Origin of the sequence: Clostridium prolinivorans, assembly GCF_004011155.1 — a bacterium.
GTDB classification, from domain to species: domain Bacteria; phylum Bacillota; class Clostridia; order Clostridiales; family Clostridiaceae; genus Clostridium_AT; species Clostridium_AT prolinivorans.
Map to the genome: position 1 here is coordinate 1 of NZ_RJWG01000015.1, position 18442 is coordinate 18442.

Here is an 18442-nt window from a genome sequence, read left to right on the forward strand (position 1 = left end):
TGAAAAGATAACTTATATGAAATATTTTATGGAACAAATAGGAATTAAGTTTAATTAACCAGCAATTAAAGGCAACTGCAGATGTCTTTAATATATACATTTATGTAAAAAAATGATAAAATTAGAGGAGAATAAAAAATGAGTGCATTTGTATTAAACAGAAAGTATGAACTTCAATTACCAGAGAGCTTTGTGGACATTGACAGAGAAGAGATGGAGTATGTTGATGGGGGCGGAGCAAATTATGGATGGTATGGAGATATTACATTCAGAATAGCTAGAAGTGTAATAAATGCAGTAGTTGGAGTTGGAGCTACAGCAGCTGCTACAGCTGCTTTGGCATCTGCTGGAATTACTGGTGGATTATCAACGGTTGTAGTGCCAGGTTTAGCAGGTATTTTAGGAGCAGTTGCATCAAATGGGTTACTTAAACAAGACTATTATTATGTAAATATGAGATTTTATTTAGCAGATTATTGGACGTTAAGAGCAATTTCTGGATTTGATAATCAAATAACTCTAGCGATGTAAAAAAATATGAAAATGAAGATATTTTATAAAAGTGTTTTACTATTCTTTATAGGAATAGGTATATGTTTTATTTTAAGTAGATTTTTAAGTAGTAATATAGCATTAATTTCAACAATAATTATTATTAGTGTTACAGGAAGTAAATTTATAAAAAGAACTTAATGATTATCTCACAGAAAGATTATCTACGTTCCTAATATCTGCAAGTTCTTAGGGGAAGTTCTAAAAATTACTAAGAGTTATTTGAGTAAAATAATACTTAGATAGCTCTTTTTCTATTTGTACATCCAGTAAAGATGGACAATGCTTACTGGTGGAAGTAAAGTCTGGGTAATTGCCAAGAATCCACCATGCGTAGAGCTTTACAAGCAGCAGCAGTTTTTGTCTGGAGCCCAAAAGGTATAGCAATGATTACTGCCATAGCATTTAGTACTGTTGCAATAGCAGGGCCGATTATTGCAGTTAGAAGAAGGTAATCAACAGGTTAAATTTGTAAAAATATAGAATGCTATTTTAGAAGCAAGATGTGTAATTATAGTAACGTTCTAAAATAGTATTCAAATTAATAAATTCCTAAATACGAAAATGCTATCTTAAGTAAGATGGTGGAGGGGGGAATTCAATATGATATATAATTTACTATTTTTAATAGTAGGATTTTGTATATTAGAATATATTTTACAGAACAAAAAAAATGCAGAAAAAGTAATGAACATTTGTAATATAAAAAGTAAAAGAGATGCAAAGTTTTTTTTTGTGGTTGGAGTAACTATAACTGTTTTACTAGTTAAAATTTGCCTTGAATTAACTAAAGAAAGTAATATAGTTGGATTATTAGGAATATTTGTTGGAATTAGCATTAGTGCTGTAACTAAAAGAATTATAGATATAATAAAAGACTAGATAACTGGATATAAAATTCGGGGAAGAGTGATAAGCCATGTATATTTTGTTTTTTGCTTTAACTGTAATAACAATGTTAATATTACAGTTATATGGTAGTAAGAAGAAATATATAATTAATAATTATGAAGTAGTTATCAATTATATAAAAGAAATGTGCTATGAATATAAAATTGATGTACCTAAGATTGAAAAAGGAAATAATTTTTCTTTTAATCCTATAAAAAATATTGTCTATATTAAAAAAGAAGTTAGCAATAACTTAGAATACTTTACTGCAGCACTACATGAAGCTGGTCATTATATAGTATACAATAATAATAGTTATTTTTTAAATAAAATAACGAAGGCAACTTTACCTATACTTATGGCTAATAGAATAGTAGTGATCCCAGCATATGTCACAGCAATGTTATTAACGGCGTTAGAAATTTTTGATCCTACGACTAGAGTAAGTATAATACTTTTTAAAAAAATCTTTATGTGTGTATTCATAATAGCGTCAATAATAAGATTAACCGTAGGCATATACAATGAAGTTAAGGCTGATTATTACGTATTAAAGTTTTTAGGTAAAAGACATAACGAAGTAAATATAATAAATGTAAAGACATTAATGTCTTTAGCACTGGTAAGTCAATTATTGAACTCGTTAACTTGGATATTTATGATTATATATATATATAAAGTACTTTTTGGAGTTATTTAGCGTAGTTTTAATAAAGAAGTTTAATTAACTTCTGAATCTCCATTCGCACAGACTACTAGGGGAGATTAGTAAATTAATAAGTTTAATTTTCATACTTTCAGGAATCTTATTATACCAAGGCATAAGATTCTCTAAACTTTTGCTATCGTATATATCTCTCTTTTATATTATAATACAAATCTTTCCTTTACTAATGAAAGAAAACAGCTTGAAATAAAAAACCAAATTAGAAACACAAAAACAAGTTATTTCTAAATCTACTGATGAGTACAAGCTCTATGCACAAAGGCGGCATCCTTTGATGCTTTTAATATATACATTTAAAAAATTTATTTAAAATCTTATATGTAAAAAATGATAAAATTAGAAGAGAATAAAAAATGAGTGAATTTGTATTAAACAGAAAGTATGAACTTCAATTACCAGACAGTTTTGTGGACATTGACAGAGATGAAATGGAGTATGTTGATGGGGGATGGTCATTTACTAGAAAATTCTCAACGAAAGCTGGAATTAATGCATTATATAAAGCTGGAGCTGGGTATAGTGTAGCAACATTAATATTAGCTTTTGGGGTAGTTATAACAGGTGCTACAGGAATAGGAGCAGTAGCATTTGGGTTAGTGGGTGCATATAGTGGAGCATTAGCATGGAAATGTTTGGATAGCGCTACGGAAGCTACATATTATTATAATAGATATGGAAGTTATTATCTAACTGTTGCAGGAATTGGACCTTTGGTTACAGGAGTAAGAGTTGATCAACTTTAAATTAGAATTAGTTAGAAGGAGATTAGTAAATGAAAGAAGAAATTTTATTTAAACTTATTATTGGACCATTGTTTATAGGTATAATTGCTATTTTGTTAATTATATTAAGTTTGAAGAAAAGAAAACAAGGTAATCAATGGAATAAAACAATAAATAAAGTTGATTATGGTAGAGTTTATTGTCAAATAGTATTTTCTACTTTTGTAGCAATGATTATTTTATGTGACAATATTTATGAATTTTTATTATTTCAAGGGTCTTTAATATTTGCAGCAGTGTTAATTAGTAAAGACATCAATGGCAAGAGAGAGATAAAAGAGTAAAATAATCATAATTTATTACAAAAAACATTTTAAATTAGCTTATAAAATAAATAAAAAAGCTTTTAATCATAATTGATAAGATTATGATTAAAAGCTTTTAGCTATGGGTAGAAAAAACAAAACCTTCGATGTAAAATTAGTAGTAGGTTTGCTAACTACAACTAAAGATACAAAGACTAGCTAGTTAAAGTCAATACTTTGGTATTTTCAAGAAACATCTTTTGATGAGCTTGAGGTGAACGAAGCTCGTATTATTTTTGTTCTCTTAGTATTGCAAAAATATAGTTTATAGAGATTTTAGCTGATGCAGAGCTGGTAGAGGATTTTGATGTGGATATGTTTTTTAGGATAGTAGAGAAAATGACAGTATTTGATGGAGAAAAGATAATAGTTAGTTTGCTTGATGGGACGGAGATTGAGGTTGTAATTTAATAAAGGAATTTGAGAGGGTGGAGCAATTTTATACAGATGTTTCATTTTAAATAAAGACATGGTATTAAATAACTTCTTGTCATTTTGTGTCGTAAAATTTTACCAAAGAAATTATTGACAATTTTTTAACGGGGGGTAAAATTACAAAATTATATAGACAAGTTGTCTATATAATTTTGTAATTTGATGGTTACAGGTTAGAATATATTGATAATTATAAAAAGATTTACATAATGTTTTTTATTTTAATTCTTGTGTACAAGTTATGTGTAAAATATATTGATTGTGCAAAAATGTGTTACATTGTAAGTATAATACTAAAAAGGTAAAAATATACATTAAAATCTTTAAGGTCAGTAAATTAGGTAAAATTTTCACATTTCATGACAATAAAGGTTCTGAAAAGAGCATAGCGTGAAAACGCATTAGGATTGTATTTTAGAAGGCACCGTATCTGGTAATGTAGATATATCAAGATTATCAAGGATTTTTGTATAAAAATTGATAAGCTTTTGAGAAGTAAAAAGTTAAATCATGTTAAAGATTTCTTGATTTTGGTACATAGACATTTCTTTCTTTTGTTTTTATATTATTTGTGTTGATATAGTATAATTGGACAAAAATGTGAGGATATCCTATTAAATATATTTGAGTGATAAAAAAATAGCCATGACGAGCTAGTAATATCAAGACATTAGAGTTATACTCAAGGCTATACTAATTTTATTATGGAAGGTAATGTGAAATGATTAAAATCAAAAAATTAGTTGCAGCAATAACATGTATTACAATGCTGTGCTTTGTTACAAACGTTCAGGCTAAAGCTGAGAGTATCCTAGAAAAAACTGTATTCGTAGATGGGATTGAATACTCAATATATGTTGAAGATAGCACTAATAATGTAATTGTTGAAACTGTCGGTTTAGAAAAAAATTCTGAAATGATAATTACACCAGAGGGAGATGCTAGAGCTACTATATTTGATGAAAATTCTGAAGTTAAAGAGTATGACTTGGAAATTAATGAATTGACTGAAGAAGATGTTGAGGTAGTAGTTAAAGATAACGGTAATGTTGTTGAAGAATTTACATCTTCTGAAGATTTGCAAGCTGATAAATATGTTGGACAATCTGTTATAGTTGTAGGAGGTACAATAGTAGTTGGTTCATTATTAACTGCGTTGCTTTATGCATCTCTTGCATTAGTTATTGCTGGCGTGACTTGTTATGCAATTGATGCTATAATTCATGTCGTAAGAAATACTAATTTTTATTATAAAGCGTATAGAAGATTAAATACTGTATTTGTTAACCCTATATCTATTCCTTATTCACAAGCTGTTAATAGAATTAAAGCTGGGGCTGATGTATATACTTATTTTAGTACACCAGCAAGGAATATTGTAGTAGCTACTGGTTTAGGTGTAACTCCATCTGAAAACCATAGGAAGTGGTATAGTATAGGAACATTTTTTGATCACTATCATACAGAAAACAGAAATGGGGCGCATTCTTTCTATGGACTACCAAAATAGAACTCTAATATGTGAAAGTTTTAAACAACTAAATTATCAAACAAAACATTTGGATAGAATACTTTTAAAAGCTATCAATAAAGCAGATACTGTATATGCATTTAGAAGCTACACTCATATTTTAGAAAAAAACAATTTAATTAAATGGTTAGATTCAATTGAATTAGATAAGTATAGTGAATTGAGCATTAACTTCGTTTCACGTAATAGGGTGAATAAAATAACTGCAGAGGGTAAAGAGAAGATTTATTGCTTAAATCTTGATGAACAAAATAAAAGTAAATTTCTAGAGTTATTTAAAGTATCTATCCGGGATTTTAAAAATATCCTTAGTTCACAATCGTTAAAAAATCCATTATATATTGATGATCCTTTATATGATCAATATGATTTTGTTTTTGTTTATCAAGATAATGTCGTATTATGGACTGATATCCATCCATTTTTATTCTTTTTAAATGAGAGGATGATTTAATGAAAAGCAAATCAGTAATTCTAGGAATGATTATTTTATTAGTTGGATAGGTTACAATTAATTAGACAATAAATATTTGATCATGATATAATATAAAAAATAGGAAAATTTATCATGGTAGAAAACAATAAAAATATATAAAAACAGGATATTTACATACTAAAAATAGTCTATGACATTAATTTAAGCCATTTGAGATACTTTATATATTGGAATAATGATTATGCTATTAGTCTACAGCATGACTTTAAAATATTTGATAATGAAAAGGAGATTATATTATGCATTTTAGACAATTAACTTTGATGGTTGAAAAACTTGAAGAATCTATTGAATTTTACCAAACTATTATTGAATTGACTATTTCTCGTCGTATAAAAATGGAAAATGGAGGAGAAGTAGTATTTTTAACAAACGGAGAAGGAGAAACAGAAATTGAATTAGTTTGCATGCCGCAAATGCAAAAGTTTGAAGGAAAAGGTTTATCAATTTGTTTTGAAACAGAAGATTTAGATAAGAAGCATGAAATAATACAGTCAAAAGGACTAAACCCTTCTGAAATAAGAACACCGGATGCTAAAAGCCGTTATTTTTGGGTATATGATCCTAATGGAATATCTATACAGCTGAGACAAAAACTTTAATATAATATACGGATTGCAAAGAGCGTTACAAAGAAGATATTGATACATATGGTTGCAATATGATCCGATTGAAAGGTATGAGCAATTGGATAAATCTATTTTAAATGCTGCACAAAAGTATTTTATATAAAAATTTAAATATGAATTATTTGAAAGGAAGCGTAATTAATATGAATAAAATTTCATCAATAATTTTGCGTATAATAATAATTCTTTCCTCTATTGTAGGGGTAATAGTGAGTATATTCGCCTTGCCTACCTTTGGAACAGCTATAGCAAAGAACTTTCCTGAATACGCTTTTTTACAATATCCTATAATCTTTGGCTTATACTTGGCAGCTATTTGTTTTTTCTTTGCATTGTTCCAATTTTGGCTTTTGTTGAATGGCATTGATCAGGGTGGCATACTTTTGGCAAAAAGGCTTAAAGCAATAAGATTTAGTGCAATCATGTTCAGTATATTGTATGTTTTTTGTGCTATGCCGATTATTTTTTTGGCGGCAGATGCAGATGACGCTCCAGGATTAATCTTTTTTGGAATGTATTTAGATTTGTTTCCCATAGGTATAGCAGCGATTGCAGATATTTTAGAAAAAAAGTGCTAGATAGGCTACAATAAATATTTATTAATTAATCTTTTTAATAGAGATATAGAAGGATATGTAAATATCATACTAGGGCTACAAATCTTCTGTACGAAGCTTTTTAGATCTAACATAAATTTAACTAAGATAAATGTAATTCTGTTAACTATATTAAAAATAAATCTTGACAATCATAAATATATGTACTAAACTAAATTTAACATTTAATTTAATTCAATTAAATTTGTATAAATCATTGATGGAGAATGTGTATATGGGTAAATATGATAAAATTAAACTAGAAAATCAACTTTGCTTTTCATTATATGCTTTATCCAGGGAAGTAATAAAATTATATAAACCAATATTAGATAAATATAATCTCACATATACGCAATATATAACTATGTTGGTTTTATGGGAAGAAGAAAAAATAATATTTAAGGAATTAGGTAAAAGACTGCATTTAGACTCAGGAACTCTTACACCTGTGGTTAAAAAATTGGAAGCTATGGGTTTAGTTATAAAATATAGAAATGTAGAAGATGATAGAGTAGTTACTGTTGAATTAACTGAAAAGGGAAAACTGCTAAAAGAGGATATTCTTGAAGTTCCAGAAAAAATGTATTGTAAATTAAAGGGCAATGATAAAAAAATTATTGATTTAAAAAAGCAGCTTGATGAATTAATGCAGTTAATAGAAGAATAAAGTTAAATTATATATAAAATTTAGCTTTATTTTTTAAAATAATTAATTTAACAAAATTAAATTTTAATAAATTAAAGGAGATGAAATATGAAAATTTAATAGATAAATTATACAAAGAGTATAAAAAGTTAATATGATATATAAAAATATTTATAAAAAAGGAGATATTAATATGATATATGATTATAAAGTTAAGGATATAGATGGAAATGAAGTTTCATTGAGCAAATATAAAGGTAAAGTGCTTTTAATAGTTAATACTGCTACAGGATGTGGATTTACACCTCAATATGAGGGACTTCAAAAACTTTATGCTAAATATAAAGATCAAGGATTTGAAATATTAGATTTTCCAAGCAATCAATTCTTTGAGCAGGCTCCTGGTGATAATAAAGAAATTTCACAATTTTGCAAAATAAACTTTGGAACAACTTTCCAGACATTTGCTAAAATTGATGTAAATGGAGAAAATGCATCTGATTTATTTAAATTTCTAAAGGCACAAGCACCAAAGGCAGAGGAAGATGCAGCATCAGAAGGATTATATAAAAAATTAGAAGGATATGGCTTTAGTACGTCTGGTGATGATATTAAATGGAATTTTACAAAATTTCTTGTAGATAGAAATGGAAAAGTTATTGCTAGGTTTGCACCAACATATGAACCAGAAAAACTAGATGAAATTATTAAAGAATTACTTCAAAAATAATTATATATGGAAAATACTTTGGGTTTATCAATTAAAATTATGGTTATAATTAATAGTAAATACTGTAGATTTTAACTATTATATTTTTATTGAAAAGATCTATTTTTTAAAAGGTGTTTATGAAATAAGGATAGCTTAAAATAAATTAAACATTAAATATTTGTTTTATTAAATAATAAATAAAAAGATATAATTTATAAAATCATATCTCTATTTTATGTATGGTATGGAAGTCTATTATCATGATAGCATAGAAAAATAATTTTATATAGTTATAAAATGGGAGTATTTGTTAATAATAAGTTGAGTATTAAAAATGAGAATAGTTTATAGAACAAAGCTAATATTATAAAGTGAATAAATACGAACTGAGGAGGATTAAAGTATGAGTAAAGTATTATATATAAAAGCAAATGTAAAACCTGAAGGAGAATCAAGAACATTTAAGATTTCAAATAGCTTCATAGAGGAATATAAGAAAAATAATCCCAATGATGAGATTATTACCTTAGATTTATACAAGGAAAATATAGATTTTTTAAAAATAGAAGATTTAGGAGCAGTATTTGGTCCTAAATCTGAAGAAAGCAAGAAACATCCTATTTTAAAATATGCTTATCAATTTGCTGAGGCTGATAAATATATAGTTGCAGCGCCAATGTGGAATTTAGGCAGTCCTGCAATATTAAAGGCTTATATAGATTATGTTGCTGTTACAGGAATAACATTTAAATATACTGAAAATGGACCGGTTGGTCTTTGTACAGGAAAGAAAGCTGTTCATATTGTCTCAAGGGGTGGAGAATATTCAGGAGAAGGAGAAGCATTTGAAATGGGAGATAGGTATTTAAAAACTATTTTTGGTTTCTTTGGTATAACTGACATTACTACAATAGCAGCAGATAAGTTAGATGTTATTGGTGAAAATGTAGAAGAAATTATTGAAAATGCAATTAAGAAAGCTCAAACACTCGCAAGAGAGTTTTAATAATTAACATCCCTACCTGTGCTTTATTAGTAACTGGCTGTGTTATCAAAGTAAATAAAAACTAAAAGTATATTAGCTCAGCATATACAAATAACAATTAGATAAAAAGCTATTAATTAAAAGGTACAAAAATTAAGTGAGTACAATGAAGTGGTTTTAAGCTTATTTTAGAGCAGGAAATCATAGAATGTACTGGATGGATTGTTTTATAATGAATAAATTTAAAGCTGATTTCTACAAATAGGAATCAGCTATTTATTTTTTGTCCAAAGTATCATTATAAAATACCATCTTATTAATAGATGGTCACAAAATCAATTTATTTCAAGAATAATATTTAAGGAAAATATGGTTGACAAAAACACTATATTGTAATACAATATAGTAAACATTGCATTGCAATATACTAGAGAGGAGATTTTATTATGATTCCTTCACAAATGTTGAAAGGTGTTTTAGAAGGGTGTATTCTAGAAATAATTCGAAAACGAGAGACGTATGCATATGAAATTTCAAAACAGTTAGAGAAATATGGATTTGGTATGATATCTGAAGGAACGATATATCCTATTATTTTGCGATTGCAGAAAAATGAGCTTATAAAAGCTACTTTACAAGATTCTAATAGTGGGCCAAAACGTAAATATTATAACTTAACCGAAAAAGGTATTTCTATGCTAAATCAGTTTAAAGATAATTGGCAAGAACTAGATTATGCGGTTAATCAATTATTAATGGGGAGTGAAGATAATGAATAAACAAGTAAAGGAATTATTTAAAAAAAATAACAGTAGGGAAAAGGAAATTTTTGATAATAATAAAGAAATTTATACAAATATGATTGTTTATTTACGGGGTTCTGATTTAACAGAATATAATCAAGAAGTTGTAAGAGAAGATATTATTGAACTAATTATAGATGGTCAGCAACGAGGTGATGATATTCAAAAAGTTATGGGAGGTAGATACAAGGAAATTTGTGACGAAATTATCGAAGCTATGCCTAAAAAGACTAAAAAAGATAAAATCATTGAATTTGTAGATATTTTTCTTAATGCATTATGGATTTTAGGTGCTATAGCTTTAATTAAAACCTTAGCAAGTAGTCTTATTTTAAAAGAAACTGAGTTTAAATTTATTTTAACAGTCGGTGATATTGTAAATATATTTGTTATTATTTTAGTAGCAAATGCGATTGTATTGTTTATTACTAAAAAAGCATTTGATACAAATGATGCAAATAAACATAACAAAATTATTTCTTTTTTGAGAATATGGTTTATTGCTACAGTTATTTTTACTGTAATAATAATGAGTAGTATATATCTTAGAACCACTTTACTGAGTATTCCTATATGGTTAGCAGCAATAATAGTTTTATTCCTTTTTATTATTGAAAAAATGATAAATGTAAGAATTTGACTATTATAAAAATCAGTATTTTCTACAAAATATAGTTATTAGAGAAAGATAATGATACTAATAAAATAAATATTGGAATTATTTATAAGTGATATTATTTTTAATAATAGGCTAACATATACAGATATAATGAATGATTTGGGGATTAGAAAATCTTACTGATAAATCAGAAAATAATCAAAAAAACTTGTAGTATAATATATTACAATAGATGTATAGGGGGATGAGAATAGATGATAAATATTATAAAAATTAATGGTATTTCCAATTGCTATCCAGAAGAAATTGAAGGAACAAATGAATGGTATTGTTGTAGCGAAAGTAAAGTATCATTTTGTGATTTATATGAAGCAGAGGAAATGGTTAATAAAGGTAAGGTTTTTCCAGGGATAAATTGTCACTTAATTCATTTTCCTGATGGAAAAGTATATTCACCATTTAAAATGCAAGAAAATGTATATATAGAGAAACCCATATGGAATAATGGAGAATTAGATTTTTTAGTTGTTAATTTTAATACAAGATTGCTTAATATTCTAAAATATATACCAGAAAAGCAAAAATTAGAAATGCTTACTGAATTATCATTATCAGAAGTAAAAGATTGTTACAATTTAAAGCTTGAAATAATGCCACTTACACTTGGAAGAAGTGGGAATGATGGTTTTTATGAAATTATTTGGCCAGAAAAAAAGAATATTGCAATTGGAGATACAGAGACAGTATTATTTCGAGATGGAGATAAATTATATTTATCTGAATGGTATGAAGATCCGGAGTATAATGAAAATGTAATAGTTAGAGATATTCGAACTGGAGAAATAATAGAAAAATACGAAGGATATTTATGTAGATTACCTAATAATGTGTACTGGAAAATTTAATATAATTTACAGATTATTTAGTTTAGTAAGATGCTATATGTGAGAGTTACATATGGGATAGTAAATTAAGCATGACTATTTACCATAAAATGGATAGATCATCTTTAGTAATACAGCAAAAAATATTAAAGAGTTAATCAACCAAGAGATTAGACATAAGCAATATGGAATGTAGTGCAAAAAAAAAAAAAATAGGTTTTAAAGTTGAAGATGTGGATAAAACAAAGTTTAGGAGAAGAAGGTTTATATTTTAAACTAGATCCATTTCATAAAGTCAGGGTGTATTAAGGTCAGTACAATATAAGAAAGAAGTTAATAAGCTAATAAAAATGTTAAATTACAAAATAAAAGTATATGAAAATAAATTTTAAAATGTATTATAATGGATAATTTTTTGCAAAAGAAAAGTGCCCACTACAACTTGACACAATCTTAATGGGTAATGGACACTCAGTTATAATGATTTAATTTAATCATTTTTACCGACTATTTTTTACTAAAAAATATATCATGTTTTCATATTCCATACTGACCTGTTATACTATCTCTAAAAAGTGGTATATGTGGTGGATTGCGCTTTCCCCAATAAAATAGACAACTAAAACTCGTATTTTCTAACTTTTTCGTAGATTATCGTTATATTTCATTTTTATGCAGCTTTTGCTCTTTCTTTGGCATTGTTATAATATTCTTCTGGAGTTAGATAATCATTGGATGCATGAATTCTTTGTCTGTTGTAAAATATTTCTATATACTCAAACACAGCTGAACGAGCTTCCTCACGAGTTTTGAAATGTTTTTCATAGAGCCATTCACATTTCATTTTACCCCAAAAAGATTCTATAGGAGCATTGTCCCAACAGTTTCCCTTACGGGACATACTGCAAACAAAACCATACTTTTTTATTAAATTTTGGTAATCGATTGAGCAATACTGAGAGCCTCTATCCGAGTGCAAAATTACACCTGATGGTCTTCCAGCTCGTTGATACGCATCATTTAGAGCGTTAATAACTAGTTCTTTTGTCATTCTTTCGCTCATGGATAAACCTATGATTTTTTGTCCACATAAATCCATAATTGCAGCAACATACAGCCAGCCCTCATCTGTCCACAGGTATGTTATATCGCTTACCATCTTTTCATTTGGCTTATCCACAGTGAAGTCTCTATTTAGAATATTTTCAGCTACAGGAAGCTTATGATTAGAATTAGTTGTTGCTTTAAACTTTTTTGAAACCTTTGATTTTATCCCATTTTCACTCATTATACGCTCTATACGCTTATGATTTACCGGAGGGTTCTTTCCATCATTCAAAGCCTTCCTAATTTTAATAGAACCATAGACTTTACCACTCTTGTTGTGGATAATTTTGATTTTCTCTAATAGTATTTTATTTTCCTTAGATCTAGTACTCTCAGGTCTTTTATCCCATGCATAGTAACTGCTTCTTGAAACACAGAGAACCTCGCATAGCTTCGCTATTCGGAATTGACGGCGATTAGCCTTGATAAATTCAAACCTTTTTACTTTAGGTTCTTCGCGAAGTAGGCTGCCGCTTTTTTTAATATTTCATTTTCCTCTTTAAGTTCTCTAATTTCCTTTTCAAGTTTTTTTAACTTTTCATCTTCAGGCTTAAGGTGTCCACTACCAGGAAAAGATGTTTCAGGTGCTTGTTTATACTGCTTAATCCATCCATGCAATGTGGTTGGTTTTACTCCTAAATCTGATGCTATTTTAAGAACTGATTCTCCTGAACTTTCAACTCTTTTTACTGCTTCAATTTTAAATTCCTTACTGTATTGTTTTTTCAAATTAATCATTCCCTTCACTTTAAGTATACACGAGTTTCTCGTGTCTATCAAAGTGGGTAAGGGTTAGATAAAGTGTAAATATCATAAAAACTAATATTAAAAATATAAAAATACATATAGTAATATATATATTTATTTCTTTTGAATATTTATAAAAATGGAATGCTAATAATTGTCCAAATAATACTGCTAAAAATAATATACTAATATCAACTGCTAATATTTCTATTCCAAATGCTTCAGTATAAAAATAATACAGTAAAGGAATTGTTATTAATGCTGTTAATACAGCTACTAAAGCACTAGTAAACCATTTATTTTTATCAATATTATATTTTTTACATTTTATAAAATAATAAAAGCTCCACCAACAAATTATAGGCAAAAGTACCAGTTTTAAATGTTCCCAAACGCTTTCATTAACTGCAGCAATAAGACCAACTATTATATTTTTACCACTTAAATCATATAAAAAGTGCATAAATGTTCCAATTAAAAAAATAGCAGGAACACCTTTTATAATCCATTTTTCATATGGTGTCATTGTTTTATATCTCATAAGTCCCTCCAATATAATAATTTATGTAACATATTTTATATTATATGTAAAATCAACTTAATTATTAATATTTTTGTAAGTTTTAAATTGCAATATTAAATTTAACACCATCATAAAAATCACTCATAATTAAGTTAAAGAATTATGAGTTATTTTGAAATTTAACATATCTAAATTTTTTCTATTCTTTCAATATACATTGTTTTAGGAATTACTAATATTTATCTATTATTTTTTAAGCATAATCAGTTAAATTATATTTTTTGAATATTGGTTTCAATAGTTTCATAAATATGCCCATTATAGGTCCAAAAATAAGCATACCTATTAATGTCCCTTCTCTAATTGCTAAAGGAACATCAAATATGAGCGCTAAAATAATAGAAATAATGATGCATAAAATGTCTACTACTTGTCTAAAAACATGGAATTTAAATCCTAATTTATTAGATATAGCCATACAAGCACCTTCCAATGCAAAGGTTACCACATCTAATAACATAATTACAGCTACTGTAAATGCATTAATAACATAACCTAATATCAAGATTGTCACCCTTACAAAATAGTTTGATAAATCAATTCCACCTAATATATCATAGAAAAAGAGATTTATTGTGCATCCAATAATAAAACAAAGAACAATTTGTAAAGCATGCTTAATTTTAAAATCTTTTTTTAATATTATCAACTCAATAAAAATACATATAAAATTAAATATCATTCCTACTGTACCAACTTGAATTCCATTAATTGAACTTCCTGTTAGAGCTAATGCATCCCAAGCACCTACACCAATAGCTGCTTTAAGTGTTAAAGAAGCTCCAAATGATACTGTTATAATCATTAAACAACATACTAAAATTCTTTTTATTTTCATTTTATCCCCCTTAAATTTAACATCATCTATATTTATACTATATAAACTACAATAATTAAAAGAAAATTTAATCAATAGTATTGATGCCTTTTTTTATTTGTATAAAGCTAATTTGATATAATATATTATTTTTACTATTTATAAGCACATTTAAAATATTTTTTAATACCAATATGTACTAATTGATTTTCATTAAAATAAATTTTTAATGGGATGTCATAAATAAAATTGTTCATTTTTTATCCTCCATTATTTAATATTTTTCATATTTCATAGTTTAGGGTTGATATCTCTTATATATAAAATATATATATATTATGCTGTAAAAAAATAAAATTACAAATGCTTATATTGTATCATACTCTATGCTTTTTGTTTATAGATTATCTTGATATAATAAAAATAATGGAGGCGTTACTATATATATTTATATTTTGAAATATTTTCTTGAAGCTGCACATGAAGAAAGCATAACAAAAGCAGCTAAAGTTTTGCATACTACTCAGCTGAATTTTTCAAGGCAGCTTATAGAACTTTACTCATTTGATAAAGTGATTTGTAGTAGATTGAGAAATTCTGCAATCTACCACAGTTAGTTAAAATGTAAGGAGGAATTTAGAATGAAATTAACAGTAACAGAATTAGCAAAGATGATTGATCAAACTTTATTAAAGCCGTATATATCAAACGATGATTTAAGAAAACATTGCAAGCAGGCAGCAGAATATAATTTTAAAACAGTAGCAATCAACAATGCAACGGTCCCATTTTGCAAAAAAATTTTAGAGGGAACTGGAATACTTTGTGATGCTGCAGTCAGTTTCCCTCTAGGGCAGTGCACTATAGAAACAAAAATATTTGAGACTAAGGATGTAATTGATAAAGGTGCTGATGAAGTAGATTATGTGATAAATATTGTTGAAGTAAAAAATAAAAATTGGACATATATTGAAGAAGAGATGAGTAAAATCGTAGAAGTATGTAGCGAAAGAGGTGTAGTTTCCAAAGTTATTTTTGAAAATTGTTATTTAACTGAAGAAGAAAAAAGAAAACTTTGTGAGATTGCTTTAAAAGTAAAACCTACATTTATTAAAACATCAACAGGATTTGGAACTGGTGGTGCAACCATAGAGGATGTAAAATTAATGAAAGAATGTGTTGGAGATACAATTAAAATTAAAGCAGCAGGTGGAATCAGAACAATAGAAGATGCTTTGGCAATGATAGATGATAGATGCTGGCGCAAGTAGAATTGGAACAAGTCAAGGAGTTCAGATTATTGAACAATATAAAGAAAAATTGAAGAACAATAGTATTTAATGTTATATTTTAAATAAATAAGAAGTGGAATTAATATTTTTAATGAACTAAAGTACAGTAATGTAAAGTATGGATTTTATTAACAAGATAGGGTGTGTGTAGAATGAATCATTTAGGCACAAAGGAGTTAGAAACTAATAGACTGAAATTACGTAGGTTTGAATTGTCTGATGCAGAAGCAATATTTAAAAACTGGACCAGTGATTCTGAAGTAACGAAATATTTAACGTGGCCTTCACATAAAGATGTAAGTGTATCAGAATCTATATTAAAGGAATGGGTTGCACAATATGAGCATGATACCTTCTATCAATGGGCGATTGTATTAAAATCAAATGGAAATGAACCAATTGGAAGTATAAGTGTTGTTAAGATAGATGAACGTATCAATATGGTTCATATTGGTTATTGCATTGGCGAAAAATGGTGGAATCAAGGAATAACTTCGGAAGCACTTGCTGCTTTAATTCGTTTCTTTTTTAAAGAAGTTAAAGTAAATCGCATTGAATCTAGGCATGATACAAGAAATCCTAATTCAGGAAAGGTCATGAAAAAATGTGGATTAATTTATGAAGGGACTATAAAACAAGGAGATTGGAATAACCAAGGTATCTGTGATTATTCAATGTATGGGCTTGTTGCAGAAGATTACAAAGAATAATAATGCAAAAGGATTAATAATATATCTAAATATATATCCTTATTGGATAAATTTATTATAAATTAGGCTTGTCAACAGGGAACTTTAAAACCCTGTTTTTTCTTGCCTAGTTATTCATATTTTAAGAATTTTTGTTGTGTTCTCTGTCTTTTGAACCATATAATCTATAAGCAGTTAAAATAGCTCCACATGCACAAATTATTGCTGCAGATGCATAAACCCACTTCATTCCATACATAAAAACATCTTCTCGCCCGTTTATAAAGCTGGAAACATGATATCCCATTTTTCTACTCATCATACTATATAAAAGAGTTGTTGAAAGAGATACTCCTACTGTCATACCAAGGTTTCTTACTAATCCATTTATGCTTCCTGCTATACCAAGCTTATTTTTAGGTACTGTCGACATTACTAATGAATTGTTTGGAGATTGAAACATTCCATTGCCTAAAGTAGTTACTCCAATAAATACTACTAGCAATACAATGCTTGAATATTGATTTAATGTAACCATTAAAGATAATCCTATACTTGTTAAAGAAAGGCCAAAAAAGGTTAATATTTCTGATCCTATTTTATCTGATAGATATCCACTCAATGGTGCTACTATAGCAAGTATTACTGGTGAAAACATCATTACCAATCCAGTATATGATGGTGAAAGTTTAATTACATCCTGTAGATAAAAAGGTAATATTATATTTGATGTGCTTATAGCTATAAAAGATAAAAATGCACAAAATACGCTTAAAGAAAATAATTTATTTTGGAAAAGTTCCAAATGCAATAATGGTTCTTTAATATTTTTTTCTAAGATAATAAATAGTATAAAAGTTATAATTGATAAAATGAAACCTAAAATAATTAATATGTTATTATAGCCTACTTCTTGTCCTTGAACAATAGAGCCAAATAATGAAATAACTGAAAGAGCAAACAATATTGCTCCCTTTATATCTAAGGATTCATTTGAATTTTTTGAAGATTTAGGTAAATTTTTTATTGCTAGAATGAAAGCTAATATTCCTATTGGAACATTAATTAAAAATATATACTCCCAGCTGAATTTATCAGCTATAAATCCTCCTAATGATGGCCCAACCATAGCTCCTAAAGCTACAAAAGTTCCATTTAATCCTAAAGCTCTTCCTCTTTCATTCGCAGGGAATACATGGGTAATTATTCCTTGATTTGTTGCCATTGTTGCTGCAGCTCCAATTGCTTGAATAACTCTAGATATTGCAAGCATTATTAAAGAATGAGATAATCCACAAAGCATAGATCCTAAGGTAAATACAACTATACCAAATTTAAATATACGTGTTTTTCCTTTTATATCTCCTAATCTTCCAAAAACTAATATTGTTCCTACAATAGTTATTAAATAGCTGGTTACTACCCATCCTATCTGAGCCATGCTTACAGACAAATCTTTAGACATTACAGGCAAAGCAACATTTACTATGTTACTGTCTAAAACTGACATGAAAGTCAAAAGCATAACTGTGGCTAGAATTGTCCACCTATTTTTATATGTGTCTTTTTTCTTCTGCATATCTACGTCTCCTTATTTTTTGTAATAAAATT

General features: G+C 27.5%; 23 protein-coding genes and 2 pseudogenes. 19 read left to right on the forward strand and 6 right to left on the reverse strand.

Annotated elements, in window-relative coordinates:
* Positions 1 to 138 precede the first annotated feature (138 nt).
* From EGD97_RS10260 to EGD97_RS10340, 16 genes are all read left to right on the forward strand, one after another.
* Entirely contained in the window at positions 139 to 531 is a 393-nt protein-coding gene (locus EGD97_RS10260) for a hypothetical protein (protein ID WP_078682542.1), read from the forward strand.
* 350 nt (positions 532 to 881) lie between these two features.
* On the forward strand, positions 882 to 1007 hold the full coding sequence (locus tag EGD97_RS12700; RefSeq protein ID WP_265936972.1) for a hypothetical protein: 126 nt from the start codon (positions 882 to 884) through the stop codon (positions 1005 to 1007).
* Positions 1008 to 1155: 148 nt separating this feature from the next.
* Positions 1156 to 1434 carry a hypothetical protein gene (locus tag EGD97_RS10265; RefSeq protein ID WP_078682543.1) on the forward strand — a complete coding sequence of 93 codons (279 nt, stop codon included), beginning with the start codon at positions 1156 to 1158 and terminating at the stop codon, positions 1432 to 1434.
* Between the two features lie 37 nt (positions 1435 to 1471).
* Positions 1472 to 2143, forward strand: a complete 672-nt coding sequence (locus EGD97_RS10270; protein WP_127837277.1) for a hypothetical protein — start codon at positions 1472 to 1474, stop codon at positions 2141 to 2143.
* Between the two features lie 380 nt (positions 2144 to 2523).
* A complete protein-coding gene (locus EGD97_RS10275; RefSeq protein ID WP_127837278.1) occupies positions 2524 to 2913 on the forward strand; it encodes a hypothetical protein in 390 nt (129 codons plus the stop codon).
* Positions 2914 to 2942: 29 nt separating this feature from the next.
* Entirely contained in the window at positions 2943 to 3236 is a 294-nt protein-coding gene (locus EGD97_RS10280) for a hypothetical protein (RefSeq protein ID WP_127837279.1), read from the forward strand.
* Positions 3237 to 4413: 1177 nt separating this feature from the next.
* Positions 4414 to 5202 carry a hypothetical protein gene (locus EGD97_RS10295; RefSeq protein ID WP_127837280.1) on the forward strand — a complete coding sequence of 263 codons (789 nt, stop codon included), beginning with the start codon at positions 4414 to 4416 and terminating at the stop codon, positions 5200 to 5202.
* Positions 5186 to 5677: a hypothetical protein gene (locus EGD97_RS10300; RefSeq protein WP_127837281.1), complete on the forward strand. Its 492-nt coding sequence runs from the start codon at positions 5186 to 5188 to the stop codon at positions 5675 to 5677. Before EGD97_RS10295 ends, EGD97_RS10300 begins: the two co-directional genes overlap by 17 nt.
* A gap of 281 nt (positions 5678 to 5958) precedes the next feature.
* On the forward strand, positions 5959 to 6321 hold the full coding sequence (locus EGD97_RS10305) for a VOC family protein (protein ID WP_078682548.1): 363 nt from the start codon (positions 5959 to 5961) through the stop codon (positions 6319 to 6321).
* A gap of 170 nt (positions 6322 to 6491) precedes the next feature.
* The gene (locus tag EGD97_RS10310) at positions 6492 to 6926 is read left to right on the forward strand and encodes a DUF2975 domain-containing protein (protein ID WP_164850203.1); all 435 of its coding nucleotides are present in this window, start codon (positions 6492 to 6494) and stop codon (positions 6924 to 6926) included.
* A 253-nt stretch (positions 6927 to 7179) separates the two neighbouring features.
* A complete protein-coding gene (locus EGD97_RS10315) occupies positions 7180 to 7614 on the forward strand; it encodes a MarR family winged helix-turn-helix transcriptional regulator (protein ID WP_078682550.1) in 435 nt (144 codons plus the stop codon).
* Positions 7615 to 7786: 172 nt separating this feature from the next.
* Positions 7787 to 8323 carry a glutathione peroxidase gene (locus EGD97_RS10320; RefSeq protein ID WP_078682551.1) on the forward strand — a complete coding sequence of 179 codons (537 nt, stop codon included), beginning with the start codon at positions 7787 to 7789 and terminating at the stop codon, positions 8321 to 8323.
* A 385-nt stretch (positions 8324 to 8708) separates the two neighbouring features.
* Positions 8709 to 9311 carry an FMN-dependent NADH-azoreductase gene (locus EGD97_RS10325; protein WP_078682552.1) on the forward strand — a complete coding sequence of 201 codons (603 nt, stop codon included), beginning with the start codon at positions 8709 to 8711 and terminating at the stop codon, positions 9309 to 9311.
* A gap of 425 nt (positions 9312 to 9736) precedes the next feature.
* Positions 9737 to 10069, forward strand: a complete 333-nt coding sequence (locus EGD97_RS10330) for a PadR family transcriptional regulator (protein WP_078682553.1) — start codon at positions 9737 to 9739, stop codon at positions 10067 to 10069.
* On the forward strand, positions 10062 to 10733 hold the full coding sequence (locus EGD97_RS10335) for a DUF1129 domain-containing protein (RefSeq protein ID WP_078682554.1): 672 nt from the start codon (positions 10062 to 10064) through the stop codon (positions 10731 to 10733). Before EGD97_RS10330 ends, EGD97_RS10335 begins: the two co-directional genes overlap by 8 nt.
* Positions 10734 to 10966: 233 nt before the next feature.
* Positions 10967 to 11617 (forward strand): hypothetical protein, encoded by a 651-nt coding sequence (locus EGD97_RS10340; RefSeq protein WP_180376982.1) that lies wholly within the window; start codon positions 10967 to 10969, stop codon positions 11615 to 11617.
* Between the two features lie 516 nt (positions 11618 to 12133).
* Here EGD97_RS10340 and EGD97_RS12810 read toward each other — a convergent pair.
* The 5 genes and pseudogenes from EGD97_RS12810 to EGD97_RS12705 all read right to left on the reverse strand — a co-directional run.
* A pseudogene (locus EGD97_RS12810) lies at positions 12134 to 12202 on the reverse strand (DUF6512 family protein); the annotation flags it as partial.
* 64 nt (positions 12203 to 12266) lie between these two features.
* Positions 12267 to 13441, reverse strand: a protein-coding gene (locus EGD97_RS10345) for an IS3 family transposase (RefSeq protein ID WP_127837282.1) whose coding sequence is annotated in 2 segments (ribosomal slippage) — positions 12267 to 13174 and positions 13174 to 13441 — 1176 coding nt in all. Because the reading frame shifts where the segments join, the coding sequence is not laid out codon by codon here.
* Between the two features lie 10 nt (positions 13442 to 13451).
* Entirely contained in the window at positions 13452 to 13991 is a 540-nt protein-coding gene (locus EGD97_RS10350) for a DUF6512 family protein (RefSeq protein ID WP_127837283.1), read from the reverse strand.
* A 235-nt stretch (positions 13992 to 14226) separates the two neighbouring features.
* Positions 14227 to 14871, reverse strand: coding sequence for a YczE/YyaS/YitT family protein (locus tag EGD97_RS10355; protein ID WP_078682556.1), 645 nt, complete (start codon positions 14869 to 14871; stop codon positions 14227 to 14229).
* Between the two features lie 134 nt (positions 14872 to 15005).
* The gene (locus EGD97_RS12705; protein ID WP_143327688.1) at positions 15006 to 15107 is read right to left on the reverse strand and encodes an iron-containing alcohol dehydrogenase; all 102 of its coding nucleotides are present in this window, start codon (positions 15105 to 15107) and stop codon (positions 15006 to 15008) included.
* Positions 15108 to 15305: 198 nt separating this feature from the next.
* On the opposite strand from EGD97_RS12705, the gene EGD97_RS10360 reads away from it, so the two are divergent.
* The 3 genes and pseudogenes from EGD97_RS10360 to EGD97_RS10370 all read left to right on the forward strand — a co-directional run bounded on the left by EGD97_RS10360 (position 15306) and on the right by EGD97_RS10370 (position 16852).
* Positions 15306 to 15467, forward strand: a complete 162-nt coding sequence (locus EGD97_RS10360) for a helix-turn-helix domain-containing protein (RefSeq protein ID WP_228202012.1) — start codon at positions 15306 to 15308, stop codon at positions 15465 to 15467.
* 24 nt (positions 15468 to 15491) lie between these two features.
* Positions 15492 to 16191 (forward strand): annotated as a pseudogene (deoC, locus tag EGD97_RS10365) (deoxyribose-phosphate aldolase).
* A 103-nt stretch (positions 16192 to 16294) separates the two neighbouring features.
* Positions 16295 to 16852: a GNAT family N-acetyltransferase gene (locus EGD97_RS10370; protein ID WP_127837293.1), complete on the forward strand. Its 558-nt coding sequence runs from the start codon at positions 16295 to 16297 to the stop codon at positions 16850 to 16852.
* Between the two features lie 121 nt (positions 16853 to 16973).
* On the opposite strand, the gene EGD97_RS10375 is transcribed toward EGD97_RS10370, so the two are convergent.
* Positions 16974 to 18410, reverse strand: coding sequence for an MFS transporter (locus EGD97_RS10375; RefSeq protein WP_127837284.1), 1437 nt, complete (start codon positions 18408 to 18410; stop codon positions 16974 to 16976).
* Positions 18411 to 18442 lie beyond the last annotated feature (32 nt).